This is a genomic window from Sphingobium sp. R-21, from assembly GCF_049913335.1.
Classification (GTDB): Bacteria; Pseudomonadota; Alphaproteobacteria; order Sphingomonadales; family Sphingomonadaceae; genus Sphingobium.
This window is the reverse complement of the sequence record NZ_CP184374.1, coordinates 2,018,179-2,038,072: the sequence shown is the minus strand read 5'-3', so window position 1 is coordinate 2,038,072 and position 19,894 is coordinate 2,018,179. Positions and strand designations below refer to the sequence as shown.

Genomic DNA, 19,894 nt, shown 5'->3' with positions numbered 1-19,894 from the left:
ACGTCCCTTGCGGGCAGTCCATGCGGCAATCCATCAGAACTTGAAACGGACCCCCGCCGTAAGCGTGCGCCCTGCGACATTGTAGAGCGTGAACAGCGTGGGGTAGAGAAGTCCCGGCGCGGCTGCCGCGGCAACCAAAGGCGGCTTGCGATCCAGCAGGTTCGTGGCGGTCACGAACAGCTCCGGCTCCCCGCGGACGTCGAATTTATAGGATGCCGTGGCGTCGGTATAGAAGACCGGCTTGATCGCCGGGACAGCATAAAAGGACGTCGGATCGTTTTTCAGGTTGCCGATGGTCACCTTGCCGATCATCGATTCCTGCACGAACAGGGTGAGGCCGCCATGGGAGTAATTGGCGCTGAGCGTGCCCCTGAACTTGGGATAGGCATAGGCCGTCTGGCTGTTGACGCCATGCCCGGCATAATCGATCACCGGCGCGATCGAGTTTGTCTGCGTCTTGTAGCGGTCCAGATAATTGCCGGAGGCGCGCAGCGCGAGTTCGCCATCGCCGAGCCTGGTGCGGTATGACATGGTGATGTCGAGGCCGCTGGTACGCAGGAAGCTGATATTCTGCGTGATGAGGCTCACCGAAATCGGATAGTTGGCGGGCGAGCGATCGCTGAACGGCAGCGGCCTTTCGATGAGGGCGCATGTCGGCGACGTGCCGTTCGACGTTTCGCATTCGTTGACGACGTCGTTCAGCCCCTGCGTGGCGATGGCGCCCTTGATCTTGAGATCGTAATAATCGACCGAAAGGTCAAAGCCGGGCAGGAAACTCGGACTGAGGACCACGCCCGCGGCAAAGGTGTCGCCGGTTTCGGGATCAAGGTCGGGGTTGCCGCCACTGAACTGACGGATCGAACCTGGCGTGCCCGTGTGGGGATCGTTGAAGTTCACAGGCGCGGTCTGGACGCCGGCGAACAGTTCGAACAGCGAAGGTGCCCGAATATCGCGGGACCGCGTGACTCGGAACATGATGTCCTGGATCGGCTTGTAGACGGCGCCCACCTTCCAGGTCTTGACGCTTCCGCTGGTGCTGTAGTCGGTGAGGCGGAAGGCGCCGTTGAGGCTCAGTTCCTCGGCGAAGCGCTGGTTCTTGAATATCGGAACCTGCGCTTCGGCAAACACCTCCTTCACGTTCACCTTGCCGAAGGCGGAGCCGACATTGGTGTTGTTGAAACGGGTCATGCGATTGGCCGGGATGCCCCGCAGCCCGGTGAAGTCGACGGGCACCGCGGGATCGGAATTGGACGTCAGGTCCAGCTTCTGCTTGCGATATTGCCCGCCTATGGCGACCGTGACGGGCCCTGCCGGAAGCTCGAAAAGGTCTCCCCGCGCAGACAGGACGAAATCGTCGGTCGTGTTCATGGCGCGGTAGCGGGATACGCCTAGGACGGTTTGCAGATCGGCTGTGGAGGGCGTTCCCGCGCCGAAGACATTGAGCGGGACGCATCCAGGATAAAGGCCGGGGTTGGTCAGCGTGACGCGGCAGACGATCGAACCATTGGGGCCGCGAACCGCGTCCAGGGCTGCCGCAAGCTTGGGAATCTCGATCTGCGTCTGGGCGAATTTGGTGACGGACCTGCCATGGGTATAGTCGGCGGTGATGTTCCAGCCCCCCAGGTTCCACTCGAGCCCGCCGTTGATCAGATAGGCATTGGTCGCCTCGCGCGTCGGGATGGGACCCTGTTCGCCGATGAAGCGAAAGACGGTGAAGCTGTCGTTCGGGCCCATCTGCGCCTGGACCGCGGGGTTCAGGAAGGCGTTGCCACTGAAGAACCGGAAGCCGAGCACCGACTGGGCCTGCGTATCGTAGCGGGTGACGCTGCGCGAGTAGCTGCCCTGGACGTGCGCCGTCAGCGCGTCGCTAAGGTCGTACGACAGTCGGCCGAAGCCCTGGGTGGTCGTCAGCGGCGCGATCAACTGGTTGAAACCTGGGATATAGAGGCCGTCGCCGCCCACATTGGTGCCCGGCGTGCCGGTGGCCGTCCCGCGCTGAATGGGCCGCACCGCGCCGCCGGGCAGGAAGATAGTGTTGGTGAGCGAGGGCACGGTGCTCGTCAGGATGATGCCGTTATTATAGTCGTTCGTCGTAAAACGCAGGTTCGGCAGGAAGATGAACGGGTTTGCCTGGCGACCCGGCGCGGCGGTCGATCCGGGGACCGAACCCACGGCCGCATAGGCATCGTCGCCGTAGATGCGCGCGCTGCGCTTGATCCCATCGCTTTGGAAGCGCTCGATCGAGGCGAGGACATGACCGCGATCGCCCGCAAAGCTGAGGCCACCCGCAATGCCGATCCGGTAGTTGCCCAGGTCGCCGCGCGTCGACACACCGCGCTGCGCGACGCCTTTCACGCCCTCGAACTTCTTGTCGAGGACGAAGTTGACCGCGCCGCTGACCGCGTCGGAGCCGTAGACGGCAGAAGCGCCGCCGGTCACAACGTCGACACGCTGGATCAGCAGTTGCGGGATGGTGTTGACGTCCACCGCGCCACGGAAAGTCGTAGGCGGCACGCGGATGCCGTCGAGCAGGATCAGTGCCCGCGTCGGACCGACGCCGCGCAGGTTGAGCAGATTGCCATGCTCGCCGCTGTTGCCCTGCAACTGGCTGTTGGACTGCGGGCTGACCGAGTTGGCGAATTGCGGCAGCTTGTTGATCGCATCGGCGAGGTTGGTGGGGGTCGCCTTCTCCAGCTCCGTGGTCGGCGCGACGGTCACCGGCGTCGGCTGGTTATAGCCGTCGCGTACGACGCGCGTTCCGGTGACGATGATGTCTCGCGCGGACGACGCGCCGGCATCCTCCACCGGCTGCGGCTCGGTAGCCGCCGTCGCTGCGGTTTGCGCATGGGCCGGCACGATGATCCCGGCAATCGCGCATCCCGAAAGGAGCGCCAATCGGCCAAATTTGAATCTTGTCATCATCTCTCTCCCTCTGATTAGGGCTGTTATGTATTTCGCCCCGAAATCTCGTTTCATGCAGTGAGAAGGTCAGCGTGCGCCCGCCTCCTGTGCCGCCAGCCAGGCGGCCTTGGCGAGCGGCTCGATCCGTGTGACGATGTCGCCGGCATTTGTTGCGGTCTGCACGCCGTCCCGTGCCCGCCCCGCAATGCCTTGCAGGATGGCAGCGACGCGGAACAGGTTGAAGGCGCGGTAGAAGGGGTGCGTCGGATCGCAGCGAAGGCCGGTTCGCTCGCAATAGCGCCGGGCATAGTCTTCAGCCGTGGGTATCCCCAGCCCGGCAAGATCGGCGCCCTGCAAGGTTCCGCGAACGTCCACGCCCTCCGGCCTGAACCACTCCATCATATGATAGGTGAGGTCGCCCAGCGGATCGCCCAGGGTCGACAATTCCCAGTCTATGACGGCGCAGACGCGCGGTTCCGTCGGATGGACCAGCAGGTTGTGGAAGGAATAGTCGCCATGGATGATCGTGGTGCGCTCTTCGGTGTCGGGAATCGCATCCGGCAACCAGGCGACAAGCCGGTCCATCTCCTGGATGTCGCGTGTGCGCGAGGCTTCATATTGCCGGGACCAGCGGGAAATCTGCCGCGTGAAATAATTGCCCGGCTTGCCATAGTCGGCGAGCCCTAACGCCGCGAAATCGACCAGATGCAGGCGGGCAAGCGTTTCATTGGCGCTATCATAGATCGCGGCGCGCTCCGCCCGATCAAGGCCGGGCATGAGCGGGTCCCAGAAACTGCGCCCCGGAACATAGCGCATCACATAGAAGATGCTGCCGATAACATCCTCGTCCTCGCACAGCAGCAGCGGCTCGGCAACGGGCAGGCCGGCTTCGTGCAGCGCCTTGGTAATGCGATATTCGCGGTCCACCGCATGGGCGGACTTCAGCAAAATGCCCGCGGGCTTACGCCGCAGCACATAGTGGTGGTCCTGCGTCGACAGAAGATAGGTCGGGTTGGATTGTCCGCCCTCGAACCGCTGCACGCGCATGGGTCCGGAAAAATCGGCGAGCCGGCCCGCCAGATAAGCGGCAAGGCGGGTTTCGTCGAACGCACTGTTGGCGGCGACATCGATCGTCGCGCCGATCGTCGCGGCAGGCTGCGTGGCGCTCATGATGCTGCGCCCTCGGCATATTTGGCGAGTTCCATCCGGGCGAGCTGGCGTTCGTGGACTTCGTCCGGCCCATCCGTCAGCCGCACGATGCGGGTGTTCGCCCAAAGTTCGGCCAGGCCGAAATCGTCGCTGACCCCGCCGCCGCCATGCGCCTGGATGGCGTCATCGACGATCTGTTGCGCCATTTTGGGGGCGGCGATCTTGATCATGGCGATCTCGGCGCGGGCGGCCTTGTTGCCGACCGTGTCCATCATATGCGCGGCCTTCAGGCAGAGCAGGCGCGCCATCTCGATCTCGCAACGGGCGCGGGCGATCCGTTCTTCCCAGACGGAATGTTCGGCAATCGCCTTGCCGAAGGCCCGTCGCGACAGGAGGCGGCGGCACATCTTCTCCAACGCGACTTCCATGGTCGCGATGTTGCGCATCGTGTGGTGGATGCGGCCGGGACCAAGGCGCCCCTGCGCGATCTCGAAGCCGCAGCCTTCGCCGAGCAGCATATTCTCCGCCGGCACGCGGACATCCTCCAGCGCCACCTCGAAATGCCCGTGCGGCGCATGATCATAACCGAAGACGGGGAGGTGGCGGACGAGCGTCACGCCCGGCGTGTCGCGGGGCACCAGGATCATCGATTGCTGCCGGTAGGGCGCGGCATCCGGGTCGGTCTTGCCCATGACGATGAAGAAGTCGCAACGCGGATGGCCAGCGCCCGACGACCACCATTTCCGGCCGTTGATGACATAGTCACCGCCGTCGCGGCGAATGTCCGTCGTGATGTTGCGCGCATCGGAGGAGGCGACGGCCGGTTCGGTCATCAGGAATGCGGACCGGGTCATCCCATCGCGCAACGGCACCATGAAACGCTGCTTCTGCTCGGCCGTGCCGTACCGATGCAGCACCTCGAAATTGCCGGTGTCCGGCGCCATGCAGTTGAACACCTCGGAGGCGAAGGAGATGCGGCCCATCAATTCGGCAATGGGGGCATATTCGACGTTGGTAAGGCCGACGCTGGTGAAAAATTCATCATCATGCTCAGATGGCGGCATGAAGATGTTCCACAGCCCCGCCTCCCGCGCCTTGTCCCTGAGCTCGTCGAACACCGGCGGGATTTCGGTCCAGCGGTCGATCGCGGCGGACTGCCGGTGATAGACGGGAACGGCAGGAACGATGTGCTCCTCCATGAAAGCGCGCACGCGCTCCATCCATTCCCTGGATTTTGCCGACTGTTCGAAATCCACGCATCCGCTCCACTTATGCCGCCGGATTCGAGCCGGCCCGCTCTTGCTATAAGACTCGCCCGACCGATCGGTCGAGCGTTAAATAGTCGACCGGTCGGTCGGCTGTCAAACTGGTCAGGAGAGAAATTTTTTATTGACGCCCGACCAGTCGGTCGATCATCTGAATGGCAGGAGAGCAAGCGATGACGAATAGCCCACTCATGGATGTTGCCCTGCTGCAGGGCCATGCGCCGTACACGCTTGCCGGCTACGACATTTTCCGGTCGGTGATCGAGTCGGACGGCGCGGTGCCCGCTCGTTTGAAAGCGCTGTTCGCGGCGGTGGCTGCCGTCGATCGCCGCCATTTGTCGCTTGCGCGCCGGGAACTGGAGCGTGGCGCATCGCTCGGCCTGACCTCGAAGGAGGCCACTGCCGGCCTCATCGTGCTATCCAGCCTCCGTGGCGAGGCTGCGGCGCTCGATTTCGCGCAGATCATTGAAGAGAGTTTTGGCGACACCCAGGCGCCGGACCCGCAACCGCTGCCGACGGCGGCGGAGGGAGAAGCGGAGGCCAATTTCCGCGCCTATTGGGCAGGGACCATCCCGGCGCCGCTCGGCGCGCTGATGCGCCTCGTGCCCGAAGCGGCGGACGCCTATTATCTCATGCGGCGGGGCAGCATCGATGCGAACCCGCTTTCCGCCAAATATGGCGAGCTGCTTCTGCTCACCATACTCGCGGCCGGATACAGCCCCATGGCGGCAACCCATGTGCGCGGTGCGCGCAATGCCGGCGCGAGCGACGAGGAAATTGCCGAAGCGGTGCTCTGCGCCGTCCCATCGGCGGGGATCGCCGCCTGGATGGCGGTGGGCGGGATGCTCGCCCCACCAGAAGACGGCGGCATCGTCCGCTGAAACGACCGATTTTTCACATCTTTGCCAAGGAGAGACTTACATGGAACCGGAAAAGGACGTCATCCAATATGAAGTGGCTGACAATGGTATCTGCACAATCTGGCTCAATCGCCCCCATGTGAAGAATTGCGTCAGCCCCCAGCTTCTGCGCGACCTGGAGGTCGCGGTGGACAAGGCGGCCGAGGACGATTCGGTCCTGGCGGTCGTGTTCCGCGGTCGCGGCAATACCTTCTGCGCCGGTGCGGACCTCGGGCAGCTCGTCGGGCCGGTGCTGCACGAAACCAGCACCTCGCTTCAGCTCGCGATCGATTCGGCGCGCACCTATGACAAGATCTACAACATGAAGAAGCCGACCATCGCCTGCGTCGAGGGCTATGCCGTCGCCGGCGGGTTCGAACTCTTCATCTCCTGCGACTTCGGCATTGCCGCCGACGACGCCAAGATCGGCGACTTCCACATCCGTCGTGCCTTGTTCGGCGGCGCCGGCCCGATCTATCGCCTGCCGCGCTATATCGGCATGCGCAAGTCGAAGGAGCTGATGCTGACCGGCAAGCTTCTGTCGGGCAAGGAATGCGTCGAATGGGGCCTGTGCAACGCGTCTGCGCCCAGTGAACAGCTTGAACAGCTGATCCAGGATTTCTGCGCGCCGCTGATCGACAAGAGCCCCTTCTGCATGTGGATGACCAAGATGGCGGTCAATCGCGGCATGGATGCCGACACCAACTCGCTCATCACGCTGGAAACGATGACCTGCAACGTCGTCCACCATTCCGCCGATGCGAAGGAGGGCGTCGCGGCGTTCCTCGAGAAGCGCCAGCCGGTCTGGACGGGCAAGTAAGCCATGGCGGTCAGCATGGTCGTCCTGGCCAGCCGGCCGCAGGACTGGACGCACGAGCAGTTCACCACCTGGTGGCGCGGCCCCCATGCCGACGCCGCCAGGGTCCTGCCCGGCCTTATGGCCTATCGGCACGGCGCGGTGACGAAGGATTATGACAATCCGGATGCACCGGGCTGGGACGGTCACGCCGTGCTGACTTTCGCTGATCAGGCGGCGCTCGACACCGCCTTCGCTTCGCCCGAATGGACGTCGGCGACCGCCCAGACGAAGGGTATGGGCGGTCGGCGCATCATCCTCATCACCGATGAGGTCGACCTGCTTGCCGGAGAAGATCATGGCTGACTGGAACCCTGGTTTCACCGCTGCTCAGTTCCGTCTCGACGGCAAGCGCGCGCTCATCACCGGCGGACGCGGTGCCCTGGCCGAAGCCATGGCCGCGACACTGGCCGACCTTGGCTGCGCTGTCGCCCTCGCGTCCCGCACGGAGGCCGACTGCGCCGACCTGGCGGCCGGCATGGCTGAACGGTTCCGGGTCCCGGCTGTCGGCCTTTCCTGCAACATCGCCGACGAGGCGTCGGTCGAGGCGGCGATCGCGACGACTGTCGATCGGCTGGGTGGCCTCGACATCCTCATCAACAATGCGGGCGCGTCCTGGTGGGGCCTGCCAGAGGATATCCCGCTCAAGGGCTGGCAGAAGGTGATGGACGTCAATGTGACCGGCACCTTCCTCGCCTGCCGGCACGCCGCGCGTCACATGATCGCGGCGGGCGGCGGCGCGATCGTCAACATCGCGTCGGTTGGCGCATTCCTGTCCTATCAGCCGGACGAAGGGCAGGTCGTTCCCTATACCACCAGCAAGGCGGCGATCGTTCACCTGACCAGCGATCTCGCCGCCCAATGGGCGAGGCACAACATCCGCGTCAACGCCATCGCGCCCGGCTCGATCGAGACGGGGATGACAGAGACGCTCGACCCCGCCATCCAGGAAAAGACGCGGGCGGGCATATTGATGCGCCGCTTCGGCCGCCCTGACGAAGTGGCCGGCACGCTGGCCCTGCTGGCGTCCGAAGCGGGCAGTTTCATCACGGGTCAGACCTTCCTGGTAGATGGAGGCCAATCCCTTGCGTGAAGAGCAAAGCCATCCGGCGTTCGAATGGGATGCCGAGCGGCTCTGGCCGCAATTCCTCCGTCTTGCCGACGCCGCACCGGATGCCCTTGCCCTTGCGGATTGCGGCGACCGCCTGTGGAGCCGCGGGGCGTTGAGAGGGCAGGCGATCGAGATCGCGGCCTTGCTGAAGGCGGCAGGGGTCGGGCCGGGTGATCGCGTCCTCGTCACTGCGCACAAAAACGCCGCGACGATCGCCACGGCGCTTGCCATATCTTCGTTGCAGGCGACCTTCTGTCCCGTGTCGCCAAAGCTTGGAGCGGGCGATCTTGCCCTGCTCGAATCCCTGCTCGGCCATGCCGCCAAGGTGAGCGGCACCGGCAGCACCTTGCCCGATGTGACCGCTGCGGCCGGCGAACGGTCGACCGACCCGCGCGATCGGAACGCCGTGCTCATCGGCTTCACCTCCGGCAGTACCGGCGTGCCCAAGGGGGTGATGCACGGCCCGGAAGCCCTGAATTATGCGACCCGTGCCTGCGCGGCCATCGCCGGACTGGAACCGGACGACGCGATCCTGGGCATCGTCCCGCTCGACAGCGCGCCCGGCTTCACCTTCACGGCGCATTTCGCGCTGTCATTGGGGCATCCGCTTGTGCTGGTCGACCCATGGGTGCCCGCCGAAGCGCTGCGGCGGGCGGAACATTATGGGTGCGGCTGGGCGATCGCGGTTCCGACGCATCTTTTCACGATGGTGGAGGCGGCCCGGCTCGGCGAATGGTCCGGTCGCCTTCCGCTTCGCGCCATGGCGGTGGGCGGCAGCGCGATGACGCCCGAACTGATCGAGGACGCCGACCGGCTGCTCGGTCTCAAGGCGCTGCGGATGTTCGGCATGTCCGAATGCATGGGTCATGCGTCCACCCACCCGGCCCATTCGCTGGAACGCCGCCAGCTTTTTGACGGCATCCCCTTTCCCGGCACGCAGGAAGAGGCGTTCGATGCCGAGCTGCGCGCCCTGCCACGCGGCAGTCGGGGGCAGGCGGGCGTGCGTGGTCCCTCGCTCTTCCTCGGCTATGCGCAGGGCATGGGGGCGGGGCAGGAGCGCATGACGCCCGATGGCTTCTACCTGACCGGCGACGAGATCGTTCGCGACGAGGTCGGCTTCGTCCGCGTGGTCGGCCGCATCAAGGACCAGATCATTCGCGGTGGCTTCAACATCGATCCTGCCGAGGTGGAGGCGGCCCTGCTGCGCCATCCCGCCATCGCGGAGGCGGCGGTGGTTGCCGTGCCCGAACGCAAGCTTGGGGAGCAGGCCTGCGCCGTCTGCCGACTGCGAACGGACGACGGAAGCATCGATCTGTCCATGTTGCTCGACCATCTCTCGCAGCAGGGCCTGTCCCGCAAGAAATGGCCCGAACATCTGGTGCTGGTCGATGCGATGGCCGTCACCGCCACCGGCAAGCTCGACAAGAAGGCGATGGCCGCCATCGCCGTGGAGGAGGTCGCCCGCAGGCGCGCGGCTGCTTCCACCAGACAGGATGCATGACATGAAGCAGACCGCGACCAGTGCCGTCGCCGACGGCGTCGCCATCATCACGCTCGACAACCCGCCGGTGAACGCGCTCTCCGCGTCCCTCCGGCGGGGATTGCAGGCCGAACTTGAAAAGGCGTTCGATGACGGAGAGGTGGGCGCCATCGTCTTGATCTGCGCGGGACGGACCTTCATTGCCGGCGCGGACATCACCGAGTTCGGCCAGCCCTGGCAGCCGCCATCCCTGCCCGACCTGTGCGCCATGCTGGACGATGCGCCCAAGCCCGTCATCGCTGCCATTCACGGAACGGCGCTGGGCGGCGGGTTCGAACTGGCGCTTGCCTGCCACTATCGGGTGGTGGCGCAGAGCGCGAAGGTCGGCCTGCCGGAGGTGCATCTGGGCCTGCTTCCCGGTGCGGGCGGCACCCAGCGGGTGCCCCGGATCGTCGGTGCGGAGGCAGCGCTCGAAATCATTACGTCCGGGCGGCAGATCAAGGCTGCCGAGGCCCTTTCGCTGGGGCTGGTCGATGCGGTGGTCGATGATGCGGCCTTGGCGGAAGAGGCGCTGGCCTTCGCGCGCCGCATCTTGGCCGATGGCGGTGCGAAGCCGCGGGTACGCGATCGCGCCGACGCCCTCCAAAGCGATCGGGATCGCCCGGAGCTTTTCACCGCCTTCGCCACCGCAAACGCCCGTCGGTTCAAGGGATTTGTCGCGCCCGCCGCCATCATCGAGGCTGTCGAGGCGGCAGTGACTTTTCCCTTCGAGGAGGGGCTGGCAAAGGAAACCGCCTTGTTCGCACGACTGGTCGCCAGTCCCGAGTCCTCCGCCCAGCGCCATGTCTTCTTTGCGGAGCGGGGGGCGGCCCGCATTCCCGACATCGGTCCCGACACATCCGCGATCGACATCCGATCGGCGGGCGTCATCGGCGCGGGCACGATGGGCGGCGGCATCACGATGAACTTCCTGAATGCCGGCATTCCCGTCACGCTGGTGGAAACCAGCCAGGAAGCGCTGGATCGCGGCATCGCCACCATCCGCCGCAACTATGAGGCGACGGCTGCCAAGGGGCGGATGACGGCGGCGCAGGTGGAGCAGCGCATGGGCCTTATCTCGCCCAGCCTCGACCTGGCCGCGCTTGCCGACGCGGATCTCGTCATCGAGGCCGTCTACGAAAGCATGGACGTCAAGACGGACATTTTCGCCCGGCTCGACCGGATTGCGAAACAGGGGGCGATTCTGGCGTCCAACACCTCATTCCTCGACCTCAATCGCATCGCGGCGGCGACCAGCCGGCCCGAATGGGTCGTGGGTCTCCACTTCTTCTCGCCCGCCAATGTCATGCGCCTGCTGGAGGTGGTGCGAGGGGCGGAAACGTCGAAGCCGGTGGTCGCCACGGCGATGCGGCTCGCCAAGCGGATAGGCAAGGTGGCGGTGCTCAGCGGCGTGTGCGACGGCTTCATCGCCAACCGGCTGCTGGCGCCGCGTGGTGCGCAGGCCGAAGCGATGATGCTGGAAGGCACGTCGATTGCGGAGATCGACCGCGTGCTTGTTGATTATGGCTTTGCCATGGGGCATTTCCAGATGATGGATCTGGTCGGGCTGGACGTCATCGGCCGGAACGCGACGGAACGGACCGTAATGGGCGACCTGGTCGCCGCCGGCCGGCTGGGCCAGAAACGGGGCGCTGGCTATTATGATTATGATGAGAAGCGGCGATCGCGTCCTTCGGACGTGACAGCCAGCCTGGTGAAAGAGGTCGCCGCGGCCCAGGGCATCGCTTACGGCCCCACGGCGGGCGATGAGGCGCTGCTCGCGCGGCTGCTCTATCCGGTCGTCAACGAGGGCGCGAAGATCCTGGAAGAAGGCATCGCGTTGCGCGCATCCGACATCGATATAGCCGCCGTGCTTGGCTATAACTGGCCGGTCTATCGCGGCGGGCCGCTCTTCTGGGCCGATCAGGTCGGACTGGACCGGATCGTCGCGGACATGCGCCGGCTGGAAGCGGTGCATGGTGAAACCTTCCGCCCTGCATCGCTGCTCGTGCATCTGGCGGAGGGAGGGCGGCGGTTCGGCGACAGGTCGTGACCCTCAACCGTTCCTGGGTGCTTGCGCACAGGCCCGAAGGCGCGGTGCGGTCCAGCGACTTCGCCTATCGGGAGGAGGCGTTCGATACGCCCGCGTTGCAGGAGGGCGACATTCTCGTCCGCACCCGGATCATTTCCTGCGCGCCGACGATCCGCAACTGGCTGAACCCGCCCGAACGCAGCTATCGCGGCGCGATCGGCATCGGCGATCCGATCCGGGGTATGGCGGCGGTCGAAGTGCTTGCCTCTCGTCATGCACGCTTTGAACCCGGGCAGTGGGCCACGGCCGTGGCGCCCTGGCAGGATTATGCCGTCCTGCGCCCGGATGAGGCGGTTGTCCCTGTCACGCCGATCGAGAGCTGGATGGATCCGGTCGACGCGATGACGCTTTACTCGCCCAACAGCCTGACCGCCTATTTCGGCCTCTTCGCGGTGGGGGAACCAAGGCCCGGCATGACCGTGCTGGTATCCGGCGCCGCCGGATCGGTCGGGGCGATGGTGTGCCAGATGGCCCGAATCGCGGGCTGCCGGGTCATTGCGGTGGCGGGCGGCCCGGACAAATGCCGCTGGCTCTCACAGGAGGCCGGGGTGGAAGTCGCAATCGACTACCGTTCGGCGGACCTTCCGGCGGCTTTGAAGCATGCCAGTCCCGACGGCATAAACATCTTCTTCGACAATGTGGGTGGGGAGGTGTTGCAGGCTGCCGTCGACCGGATGGCGCCGCATGGCCGGATCGTGCTTTGCGGTCAGCTCGCCGCCTATGATTCGAACAGTCCGGCGGCCGGCCCCAGGGATATGATGAAGCTGGTCTATGGACGGATCCGGATGCAGGGCTTTGTGGTTGGCGACCATGCCGACGATTATGCGTCCGCGATCGCGTCGATCCGACGCTGGGCGGCTGAAGGGCGCCTGCGCAGTCGGCATGATGTGCGCGACGGGTTCGATCGCATACCCGACGCCTTCGTCGACATTTTCAACGGGCGCAATGCCGGAACATTGATCGTCCGGACCTGAACCTCCGCGCTGCGCAGGAGCGCAGCCACAACCCGAAAACCCGCCCGCGCCTTACGGACGAAGCCTATCGGGGCCAGACCAGGTCAAGCCGGACCATCCCGTTCACCGCACCCGTGGCGGCGAGGGGTTGGCTCCCCGGATCGATCGTGAATTCGGGGATGCGCTTCGTCCATTCGTGCAGCATGATCGCCAGCTCGCTGCGCGCCAGCCCCGCGCCCGGGCAATTGTGAATGCCGTTGCCGAAGGTGCAGTGCGTTTCGCGCTTGCGGTCGAAATCCACGTTGAGCGCGTCAGGCCAGCGGCTCTCGTCCAGCCCATGGAGGCAGGTCGGCAGCACGATCATGTCGCCGGCCATCACGGTCACACCTTCATGCACGATATCTGCTGTCACCCGGCGGGCCACCGTCGCAACGCCATGGCGGCGCAGGATTTCCTCGACCGCGAAGGTGATCTTCTCGGGCTGTTCCACCAGGGTGCGATAATGGTCCGGATGGGTCGCCAGGAACTTCATGATGAATCCCATCATGCTCGCGACGGTGTCGAGCCCGCCAAACATGACGTCCATGCACTCGCCCATCACCTCAAGCTCGTTCATCGGCCTGTCGCCGACGGTGCCGTGAATGATCGCGCTCAACAGGTCCTCGCCCGGATCTGCCCGCCGCTTGTCGATCCACGACTGCAGATAGCCCGCCATCGACCTCTGGCTTTCCTCCTTTTCCTGCGTGGATTTCGGCCGCACCGACTTGTCGGCCACGTCGACCAGCCATTCGCGGTCTTCATCGGGCAGATCGACCAGAGAGAGGAAGATGCGCATGGGAACATGACGCGCGAATTCGGTCATGAACTCGCAGCGTCCGCGCGGCTGGAACCCGTCGATCAATGCCGCCGTGAGGCCGCGCACGTCGTCGGTCAGGCGCTTTACCGCCCTGGGGCTGACGAATGGCAGCACGATCTTGCGGTAATGATGATGTTCGGGATCGTCCGACTCGTTGGGGATCATCTTGAGCGGGCTGTCGCTTGGCGGAACCGACAGGTTGCGCGCGGAGAGGCGGTCGACATCCGCGAACAGTTCCCAGATCAGCGGTGCAGAGGTCGCTATCCAGTGGCCGCCATTGTGAGGCGTCCAGACCAGGCCTGGGTTGCCCGCTATGTCCAGCGCCTTCCACGCCATCTGGGGGTCGCGCTCGCCGCCTTCCAGGGCATAGATGTTGGCATCGACCACAAGTTCAGCCGGCACATTCTTGGGAAGCGTCTGTATCTGCAAGCTCTCTCTCCCAACCGTCCGGACTCGCGGAAGAGGATTACCGGCATGTCGAAGCCCCGCATGCGTGCCGCGCCAGAGAGCGGCGCGCTCCTACATGCGGACGTCCCAGCCTCTCTCCCATTTGCGCGGCGGCATCTTGTGAATCACTATTCCTGCCCAGGACATGTCTATCAATCTCGATCCGGGCGGAATGGCGCGTGCCTGATTCATCGCATCTCTGATCCGCTGCCGCCCGAGTTCTCCGACGGACAGCGGACCGGACCTGTTCCTCAACCCTGTTTCGCGGCCTCGATCAGCTTGGCGAGCCGACGTCGCGCCTGTACCGCACCCTTGTCGATCGGCAGCATCTTCGGTTCCAATGACCACAGGTCCGGCGTGCCCATCTGGCGCTGGATCTTCTCGATCATCGGCTTGTCCTCAAACTGGAAGGCATGGATGAGCTGATCGCGCAACATGGCGGTGAAATCCGCGTCGTCGACCAGGAAGCTGCGCGCGTTACAGGTGAAATAATGCGTCGTTGTCTCCGTTTCCGGCGTCATGTTGTGAAGATTGAGGCTGTCTATGCCCTGTTCGGGCTTGCCCACGGGATGGCCGCCTGCACGCAGGACCATCAGCGCCGGCGGATACCAATCCACCTCCGTCCACAGCTTTGCCGGGGACTCCATGTGGAAGACCGGCGGCGGCTCGTCGCTGTCGGATCGCCAGGCTATCGAAAAATGATCTGGATATTCCTCCATGGTCGATTTGGCGCGCGTGTTGAACCCGCTGCCCAGACTGTTCGCATGAAGATAATCCGCATGGCTCAGGTCCATGATGTTGTCCGAAAGCAGTTCGTAATTCGCCGCCACCAGAGTGTATAGCCGCAGCTGCGCGGTCTCGGGCGTGGCGTCAATGAAGGACAGGTCGGGCAGCACGCTCTCATCCGGGCTGTTCTTTCCTACCCAGATCCAGACCGCCTTATATCGTTCCAGCACGGGATAGCTGGTCACACTGAGTGAACTGGTCGCCGCGCCGTGCGGATTGTGAACGCAAAGCCCTGCGGCATTGAAGACCAGCCCATGATAGGGGCAGGCGATCGTATCCCCCTCCCGCTTGCCTTCATTGAGGGGGGCGAAGCGGTGGGGGCAGCGGTTGTCCAGCACGGCGATGTCGCCAGATTCGGTGCGAAAGGCGACCATGGGTATGCCGACGACCTGACGACTGAGTACTGCGCCATCCGCGAGTTCCTCGGCCCAGGCAAGCTGGTACCATCGGTTTTCCAGAAATTCGACCATCATGACATCTCCACTGCGCTGCGCGTATCAACTGCGTCCGTCGTCCCGCGATCGGCGACGATAGTGCGTTCCTCGACCATGAAGAGCGCCTCCCTCCGGCGGTCCAACATGCCGGCAAGGTGCGATCCAGCTTCTTCGATGACGGCGCGATAGGCCTCGATGGCGCTCCACCCTGCATCGCCGTCGAACCAGAGGCTTTCGACGCCGGCATAGGGGCTGAGCGGCGCGTTGGCGACGAAATTGGCGGGCAGGTTCGCGTCCGGCTCGCCGGCTATGCTGATGCTGCGGGTCATTCGGCGGATCGATGGGCCCAGGGTCGGATGATCGGCCATTCGGGCCATTTCCTGCGACCAGGCCGCATCGAATGTCTCGGCGGACGCCGCACCGTTGCTCGCCAGAAAGCGCATCACCTTGACCGGCGCGTCGCCCGGCATGGTCACCGCCACCTCCTCGACCCGCGTGGCAAGCAGGATGACCGCGCTGTGGCAGACGAAGTTCAACTCGTCGGGCTGGATAGTCTCGCGATAATAGGGGTCGGCGATGGAGCGCGCGAATGCGGCTCCATCCGGGAAGCTGATTTCGCTGAAAGAGTCGAAATCGGGTCCCGGCGTCCAGCCTTCGCCACGGCTGCCATATACCGCGTCGACGACGTGATTCTGGATATAGCCCAGCATGAAACCGGGATTATGCGCTACCGTCCCGCCATGGACATGCTGGGCGTAGTTCAGATAATCGCGGTGCGTCATTCCGGCGCGGCGGCGGCCGCCAATGATCATTTTCAACATCGCACTCTCTCCGGATCTGTCAGAATGTGTATCGGACGCGCAGGCCATAGGTGCGGGGCGGCGCATATATGGAAGAGATGACCCCGCCGGCCGGAGCGACGAACTGGGTGAAAAGGGGCACCGCCTTGTCGGTCAGGTTGCGGACGAAGCCTGTGACCGCCCAGTGATCGTCCGCCGCGCCGAAGGTGGCGGAGGCGTCGAATGTCCAGAACGCACCGCTATTCTGCTGCGGCAGATATTCAAAGCCGATGACGCTGTTGGAACGGTAGCGCGCATCACCGTTCAGGACGATTTTGTGGGCGCCTAGCGCGATGCTTTTCTCGATCCCGCCGTTCAGCGACCAACGCGGCGAATTGTAGCTCGGCTTGCCCGCGCAATCGATCGCATAGACGGGTGCGCCGTTCGCTGTCGTCGGCGTCACGGCGCAGCCCACCGCGGGTGGCGGTGAGGTCGCATCGCGGGGGCTGTTATAGGTATAGCGCTTGACCCTGGCGTCCAGATACTGGACCGTCCCGCTCAGTCGCGTCGTTGGAGTGAGCAGCCACTGCGCCTCCACATCGACGCCCTTGATCGTCGAGCGTCCTATATTCTCGGTAAAATAATTGGTGCTGTTATTGGCGTCCAACCCGTAATGCGACACCTGCTGGTTGCGGTAGCGCCAGTGGAACAGCTCCACATTGAACTGAAGGCGGCGATCGAAGAAGCGATTTTTCGACCCGATGGTCCAGGCTTCCACATATTCCGGTTCGAAGGTTTCGTGTCCAGGCGCATTGGAAAAGCCGCCGGAACGATAGCCCGTCTCGTAGCTGGCATAAAGCAACGAAGCCGGCGCCAGGTCATATTCAGCCGCCAGTCGATAGGTGACGCGGCCCTTGTCGATCCCCGCATTCACCTGATTTGGAATGTAGAACAGGATGTTGCCGGCGGTGCCATAGGGAACCGCATTGGCTGGGCCGGGCATGGCCGGTGCGCCGGGCACCTGCGCCAGGGTTTGGACGACGGGTAGCGACGGTCCGCCAAAGCAGCCAGGACCGAATGGGGGCGGCGCATTGGTGCACAGGTCGATAAGCGTGTCCGCCCCGCCGTTGAAATCCTTGCTGTCATGGGTGTAGCGTCCCGCCGCCACGAATCTCAGACTGTCGCTCAGATGCGCCGTGACACGGCCGAAAGCGGCATAGGACTTCGTCTTCGATGTGAAGTCCTGGAAGGAAATGATCTGATATTGATTGATCCCGTACAGGCCCTTTACGGTTTCGTTGAAATAATAGCCGCCGACCAGCCAGTCTATCGGACCCAGGCGTGGACCCTGGAACCGTAACTCCGTGCTGAACTGCCGGTCATCCTCACTGTTGAGTGAGCCTCTGAATGAAGGACCATTGAACAGATTGTCCAGTTTCGCCCGTCGATAGGATGGCAGGATCGTCAACGTCCCTCCGGCCACATCGGCGTTGATCTCCGCCGTCAGTCCCCAATATCTGTTATTCAGATAGGGGGAGGCCAGCGGGGCGGGATTGATGAAAGTTCCCGGGATGACGGCATGCCCAAAATAGGCGCTGCCGGCTGGCGAAAGGAGCCCGCTGAAGGGATCGACGCCAGCAGCCGTGAAGCTGTAATTTGGCGGCGAGATGGATGTCGCCGGGGTGCCGGGCGTAAAATTTTCCGTGCCGACATAACTCGCACCGACGCCTGCGCCACCTTGATGCGAATAATCACCGCTCAGGCGGATGGAGACCGCCGGGCTGGGCTTTATCAGCAATTGCGCCCGAACTGCCTGCCCCACTTCGTCGGACGTGCCGTCTTCGTTATAACCCTTCCGGTCTACAACCTTGCCGGCAATCCGTATGGCCGCATTGTCACCGATCGGCAAATTGGCGGCGGCTTCGGCATCGATCGCATCGTAATTTCCGAAACTGCCGGAAACAGAGAGGGTTCGCTCTCCCAACCGGGGCTTCGCCGGAATGACGTTGATGGCGCCACCCGTGGCATTGCGGCCGTAAAGCGTCCCCTGCGGCCCCTTCAACACCTCGATCCGCTCGAGATCGAAGAAGGTGCCCGTCGTGGAGGTCGGCCGGCCGAGATAAATGCCGTCCAGGTTGAATGCGATCGCCGGGTCCGAGTAGCCGTTGTTGGTGAAATTGCCGACACCGCGAACAAAGAAGGTGGTATTTGCGCCGCCTCCCTGCTGCACCGTAAGCGCAGGAACCGTCGCGTTGAGCATGGTGGCGGTGACGACGCCCGCGCGGGTCAGCTCCTGCGGCGAGACAACATCTATCGCGACCGCTGCGCGCTGTGCCGTTTCGGCGCGGCGCTGCGCGGTCACGATGATGTCCGCAAGCCCGCCATTCGCGTCGGAAGACGGTGCCGGGCCAGCAAGTGAATGGGATTGGGCAATATCCGGCGCTGCCTCCTGCGCTGCGAGCGGCACGGGCGCCGACATGGCGGCGATCGCGGTGCCGACCAGAAATAATGTTTTCATGGATCCTCCCCTGGGCCCTCGTTGAGCCTCTGTTCCGGGATTAAATCCATCTTGTACGCCGCAGGCAAATCGCATGTTCGCACCGCATTATTCGCAGGATGAATAATGTGGCCTGATTTGCATTCTTTCTTTTGAGGCATGCGGGACGGCGCGCTGGATGCCGCGCCGGGGTGCTGTCCCGAAAACGGCCCGGTCGATGCCCTTGGGGCTGCAGGCAGCGGCTGCTATATCCCTCCTATGACGGCACCGCTCAATCTGGCTTCCATAGACCTCAATCTCATGGTCATTTTCGACGCGCTCATGAAGGATCGTCATTTGTCGCGCGCGGGCGACCGGGTCGGGCTTAGTCAGCCAGCGATGAGTCATGCGCTGCGCCGCCTGCGCGCCGTGCTGGGCGATGATCTCTTCACCCGGCGCCGGGGGGTTATGGAGCCCACGCCCCGCGCGCTGGCGCTTGCCGATCCGATAGGTGGGGCCCTCGACCGCCTGCGTTCGGCGCTTGATACCGAACCGGCCTTTGAATCGTCGACGGCCAGCCGTTGCTTCACCCTGACCATGTCGGACGCAAGCGCGGCTCGCCTGCTGCCGCAACTGATCCCCCGTCTTCGCGCGCAGGGTTCCGGCATCGACATCGACATACTGGCATCGGGAGCGCGCGAGGGCATAGAGCATCTGCTGTCAGGCGCGGCCGATCTCGGCGTTGGAGTCTTCCCGAACCTTCCCGAAAGATTGCATTGCGAGGTTATCCAGACCGCCAAGCTGGTCTGCATCGCCGATGCGGCGCATCCGGCGTTGCAGGGAGGGCTGACGCTTCAATCCTTCCTTGCGCTGCCGCATGTCGGCGTCGACGTCGGTCATGACACGGGCGCGAATGTCGATTCCCTGATCGAAACGATGGGCCTGCGCCGCAGGATCATGCTCCGCGTGCCGCATTTCATGGTCGTTGCATCCGTCGTGATCGGGTCGGACCTCCTCGCGGTAGTACCGGCGGCTGTTCTTCGGGAGGAGGAGAAGGGCCATCTGGCCGTCTATGAGTTGCCGGTTGCCGTTCCCGACGTCGCCATCCACATGGCCTGGCGCGCGCGCCAGTCACAGGATCCCGCCCTGCTCTGGCTGCGCCGGCTTGTTGCCCGGTCCATGCAAATCCCGATCAACGGATGAAGGCAGGTCGAAACCGGCCCTGAAGATGCGGGCGCCGACGCTATGGGATAATATTACATAATCTTAATTTGTGTCCGGTCCCCGACCTTTTGTAGAGCCAGGGTCGTGCTTCACCATTCGGAACCAGCCATTTGAACCCACCGGGCTCATCCCGTTCCGAAAGAAGTC

The 19,894-nt window shown here is 64.0% G+C and carries 15 protein-coding genes; 8 read left to right on the top strand and 7 right to left on the bottom strand.

Annotated features, from left to right (window positions below; translation table 11 throughout):
- Positions 1–33: 33 nt before the first annotated feature.
- From ACN9MX_RS09775 to ACN9MX_RS09765, 3 genes are all read right to left on the bottom strand, one after another.
- Positions 34–2,922: a TonB-dependent receptor domain-containing protein gene (locus ACN9MX_RS09775; protein WP_426386799.1), complete on the bottom strand. Its 2,889-nt coding sequence runs from the start codon at positions 2,920–2,922 to the stop codon at positions 34–36.
- A 66-nt stretch (positions 2,923–2,988) separates the two neighbouring features.
- Positions 2,989–4,071: a phosphotransferase family protein gene (locus ACN9MX_RS09770; RefSeq protein ID WP_426386797.1), complete on the bottom strand. Its 1,083-nt coding sequence runs from the start codon at positions 4,069–4,071 to the stop codon at positions 2,989–2,991.
- Complete coding sequence (locus ACN9MX_RS09765) at positions 4,068–5,306, bottom strand: acyl-CoA dehydrogenase family protein (RefSeq protein WP_426386795.1); 1,239 nt, start codon at positions 5,304–5,306, stop codon at positions 4,068–4,070. The genes ACN9MX_RS09770 and ACN9MX_RS09765 overlap by 4 nt, the downstream gene beginning before the upstream one ends.
- 182 nt (positions 5,307–5,488) lie before the next feature.
- Here ACN9MX_RS09765 and ACN9MX_RS09760 point away from each other — a divergent pair, with 182 nt between their 5' ends.
- Genes ACN9MX_RS09760 through ACN9MX_RS09730 form a run of 7 tightly spaced genes read left to right on the top strand, consistent with a single transcriptional unit; the run spans position 5,489 to position 12,766 of the window.
- Entirely contained in the window at positions 5,489–6,196 is a 708-nt protein-coding gene (locus ACN9MX_RS09760) for a carboxymuconolactone decarboxylase family protein (RefSeq protein WP_426386794.1), read from the top strand.
- Positions 6,197–6,236: 40 nt separating this feature from the next.
- Positions 6,237–7,034 (top strand): enoyl-CoA hydratase/isomerase family protein, encoded by a 798-nt coding sequence (locus tag ACN9MX_RS09755; RefSeq protein ID WP_133653209.1) that lies wholly within the window; start codon positions 6,237–6,239, stop codon positions 7,032–7,034.
- 3 nt (positions 7,035–7,037) lie between these two features.
- Positions 7,038–7,376 carry an EthD family reductase gene (locus tag ACN9MX_RS09750; RefSeq protein ID WP_363737880.1) on the top strand — a complete coding sequence of 113 codons (339 nt, stop codon included), beginning with the start codon at positions 7,038–7,040 and terminating at the stop codon, positions 7,374–7,376.
- Positions 7,369–8,163 (top strand): SDR family NAD(P)-dependent oxidoreductase, encoded by a 795-nt coding sequence (locus tag ACN9MX_RS09745; protein WP_363756153.1) that lies wholly within the window; start codon positions 7,369–7,371, stop codon positions 8,161–8,163. Before ACN9MX_RS09750 ends, ACN9MX_RS09745 begins: the two co-directional genes overlap by 8 nt.
- The gene (locus ACN9MX_RS09740; protein WP_426386793.1) at positions 8,141–9,682 is read left to right on the top strand and encodes a class I adenylate-forming enzyme family protein; all 1,542 of its coding nucleotides are present in this window, start codon (positions 8,141–8,143) and stop codon (positions 9,680–9,682) included. The genes ACN9MX_RS09745 and ACN9MX_RS09740 overlap by 23 nt, the downstream gene beginning before the upstream one ends.
- Before the next feature lies 1 nt (position 9,683).
- Positions 9,684–11,753: a 3-hydroxyacyl-CoA dehydrogenase NAD-binding domain-containing protein gene (locus ACN9MX_RS09735; protein WP_426386791.1), complete on the top strand. Its 2,070-nt coding sequence runs from the start codon at positions 9,684–9,686 to the stop codon at positions 11,751–11,753.
- Positions 11,750–12,766 (top strand): NADP-dependent oxidoreductase, encoded by a 1,017-nt coding sequence (locus ACN9MX_RS09730; protein ID WP_426386789.1) that lies wholly within the window; start codon positions 11,750–11,752, stop codon positions 12,764–12,766. Before ACN9MX_RS09735 ends, ACN9MX_RS09730 begins: the two co-directional genes overlap by 4 nt.
- 64 nt (positions 12,767–12,830) lie before the next feature.
- Here the strand turns inward: ACN9MX_RS09730 and ACN9MX_RS09725 are convergent, their stop codons facing one another.
- From ACN9MX_RS09725 to ACN9MX_RS09710, 4 genes are all read right to left on the bottom strand, one after another.
- A complete protein-coding gene (locus tag ACN9MX_RS09725) occupies positions 12,831–14,030 on the bottom strand; it encodes a cytochrome P450 (protein WP_426386788.1) in 1,200 nt (399 codons plus the stop codon).
- 269 nt (positions 14,031–14,299) lie between these two features.
- Entirely contained in the window at positions 14,300–15,307 is a 1,008-nt protein-coding gene (locus tag ACN9MX_RS09720) for an aromatic ring-hydroxylating dioxygenase subunit alpha (protein ID WP_363737892.1), read from the bottom strand.
- Positions 15,304–16,089 (bottom strand): EthD domain-containing protein, encoded by a 786-nt coding sequence (locus tag ACN9MX_RS09715; RefSeq protein WP_426386787.1) that lies wholly within the window; start codon positions 16,087–16,089, stop codon positions 15,304–15,306. The genes ACN9MX_RS09720 and ACN9MX_RS09715 overlap by 4 nt, the downstream gene beginning before the upstream one ends.
- Positions 16,090–16,108: 19 nt before the next feature.
- Entirely contained in the window at positions 16,109–18,565 is a 2,457-nt protein-coding gene (locus tag ACN9MX_RS09710; RefSeq protein ID WP_426386786.1) for a TonB-dependent receptor, read from the bottom strand.
- Between the two features lie 138 nt (positions 18,566–18,703).
- Between ACN9MX_RS09710 and ACN9MX_RS09705 the strand changes: the two genes are divergently transcribed.
- Positions 18,704–19,726 carry a LysR family transcriptional regulator gene (locus ACN9MX_RS09705; protein WP_426386785.1) on the top strand — a complete coding sequence of 341 codons (1,023 nt, stop codon included), beginning with the start codon at positions 18,704–18,706 and terminating at the stop codon, positions 19,724–19,726.
- Positions 19,727–19,894: the final 168 nt, after the last annotated feature.

Coding starts and splice junctions, on each gene's coding strand:
- ACN9MX_RS09775 (WP_426386799.1), bottom strand. CDS start 2,922: ATGATGACAAGATTCAAATTTGGCCGATTGGCGCTCCTTTCGGGATGC.
- ACN9MX_RS09770 (WP_426386797.1), bottom strand. CDS start 4,071: ATGAGCGCCACGCAGCCTGCCGCGACGATCGGCGCGACGATCGATGTC.
- ACN9MX_RS09760 (WP_426386794.1), top strand. CDS start 5,489: ATGACGAATAGCCCACTCATGGATGTTGCCCTGCTGCAGGGCCATGCG.
- ACN9MX_RS09755 (WP_133653209.1), top strand. CDS start 6,237: ATGGAACCGGAAAAGGACGTCATCCAATATGAAGTGGCTGACAATGGT.
- ACN9MX_RS09750 (WP_363737880.1), top strand. CDS start 7,038: ATGGCGGTCAGCATGGTCGTCCTGGCCAGCCGGCCGCAGGACTGGACG.
- ACN9MX_RS09745 (WP_363756153.1), top strand. CDS start 7,369: ATGGCTGACTGGAACCCTGGTTTCACCGCTGCTCAGTTCCGTCTCGAC.
- ACN9MX_RS09740 (WP_426386793.1), top strand. CDS start 8,141: ATGGAGGCCAATCCCTTGCGTGAAGAGCAAAGCCATCCGGCGTTCGAA.
- ACN9MX_RS09735 (WP_426386791.1), top strand. CDS start 9,684: ATGAAGCAGACCGCGACCAGTGCCGTCGCCGACGGCGTCGCCATCATC.
- ACN9MX_RS09720 (WP_363737892.1), bottom strand. CDS start 15,307: ATGATGGTCGAATTTCTGGAAAACCGATGGTACCAGCTTGCCTGGGCC.
- ACN9MX_RS09715 (WP_426386787.1), bottom strand. CDS start 16,089: ATGTTGAAAATGATCATTGGCGGCCGCCGCCGCGCCGGAATGACGCAC.
- ACN9MX_RS09710 (WP_426386786.1), bottom strand. CDS start 18,565: ATGAAAACATTATTTCTGGTCGGCACCGCGATCGCCGCCATGTCGGCG.
- ACN9MX_RS09705 (WP_426386785.1), top strand. CDS start 18,704: ATGCGGGACGGCGCGCTGGATGCCGCGCCGGGGTGCTGTCCCGAAAAC.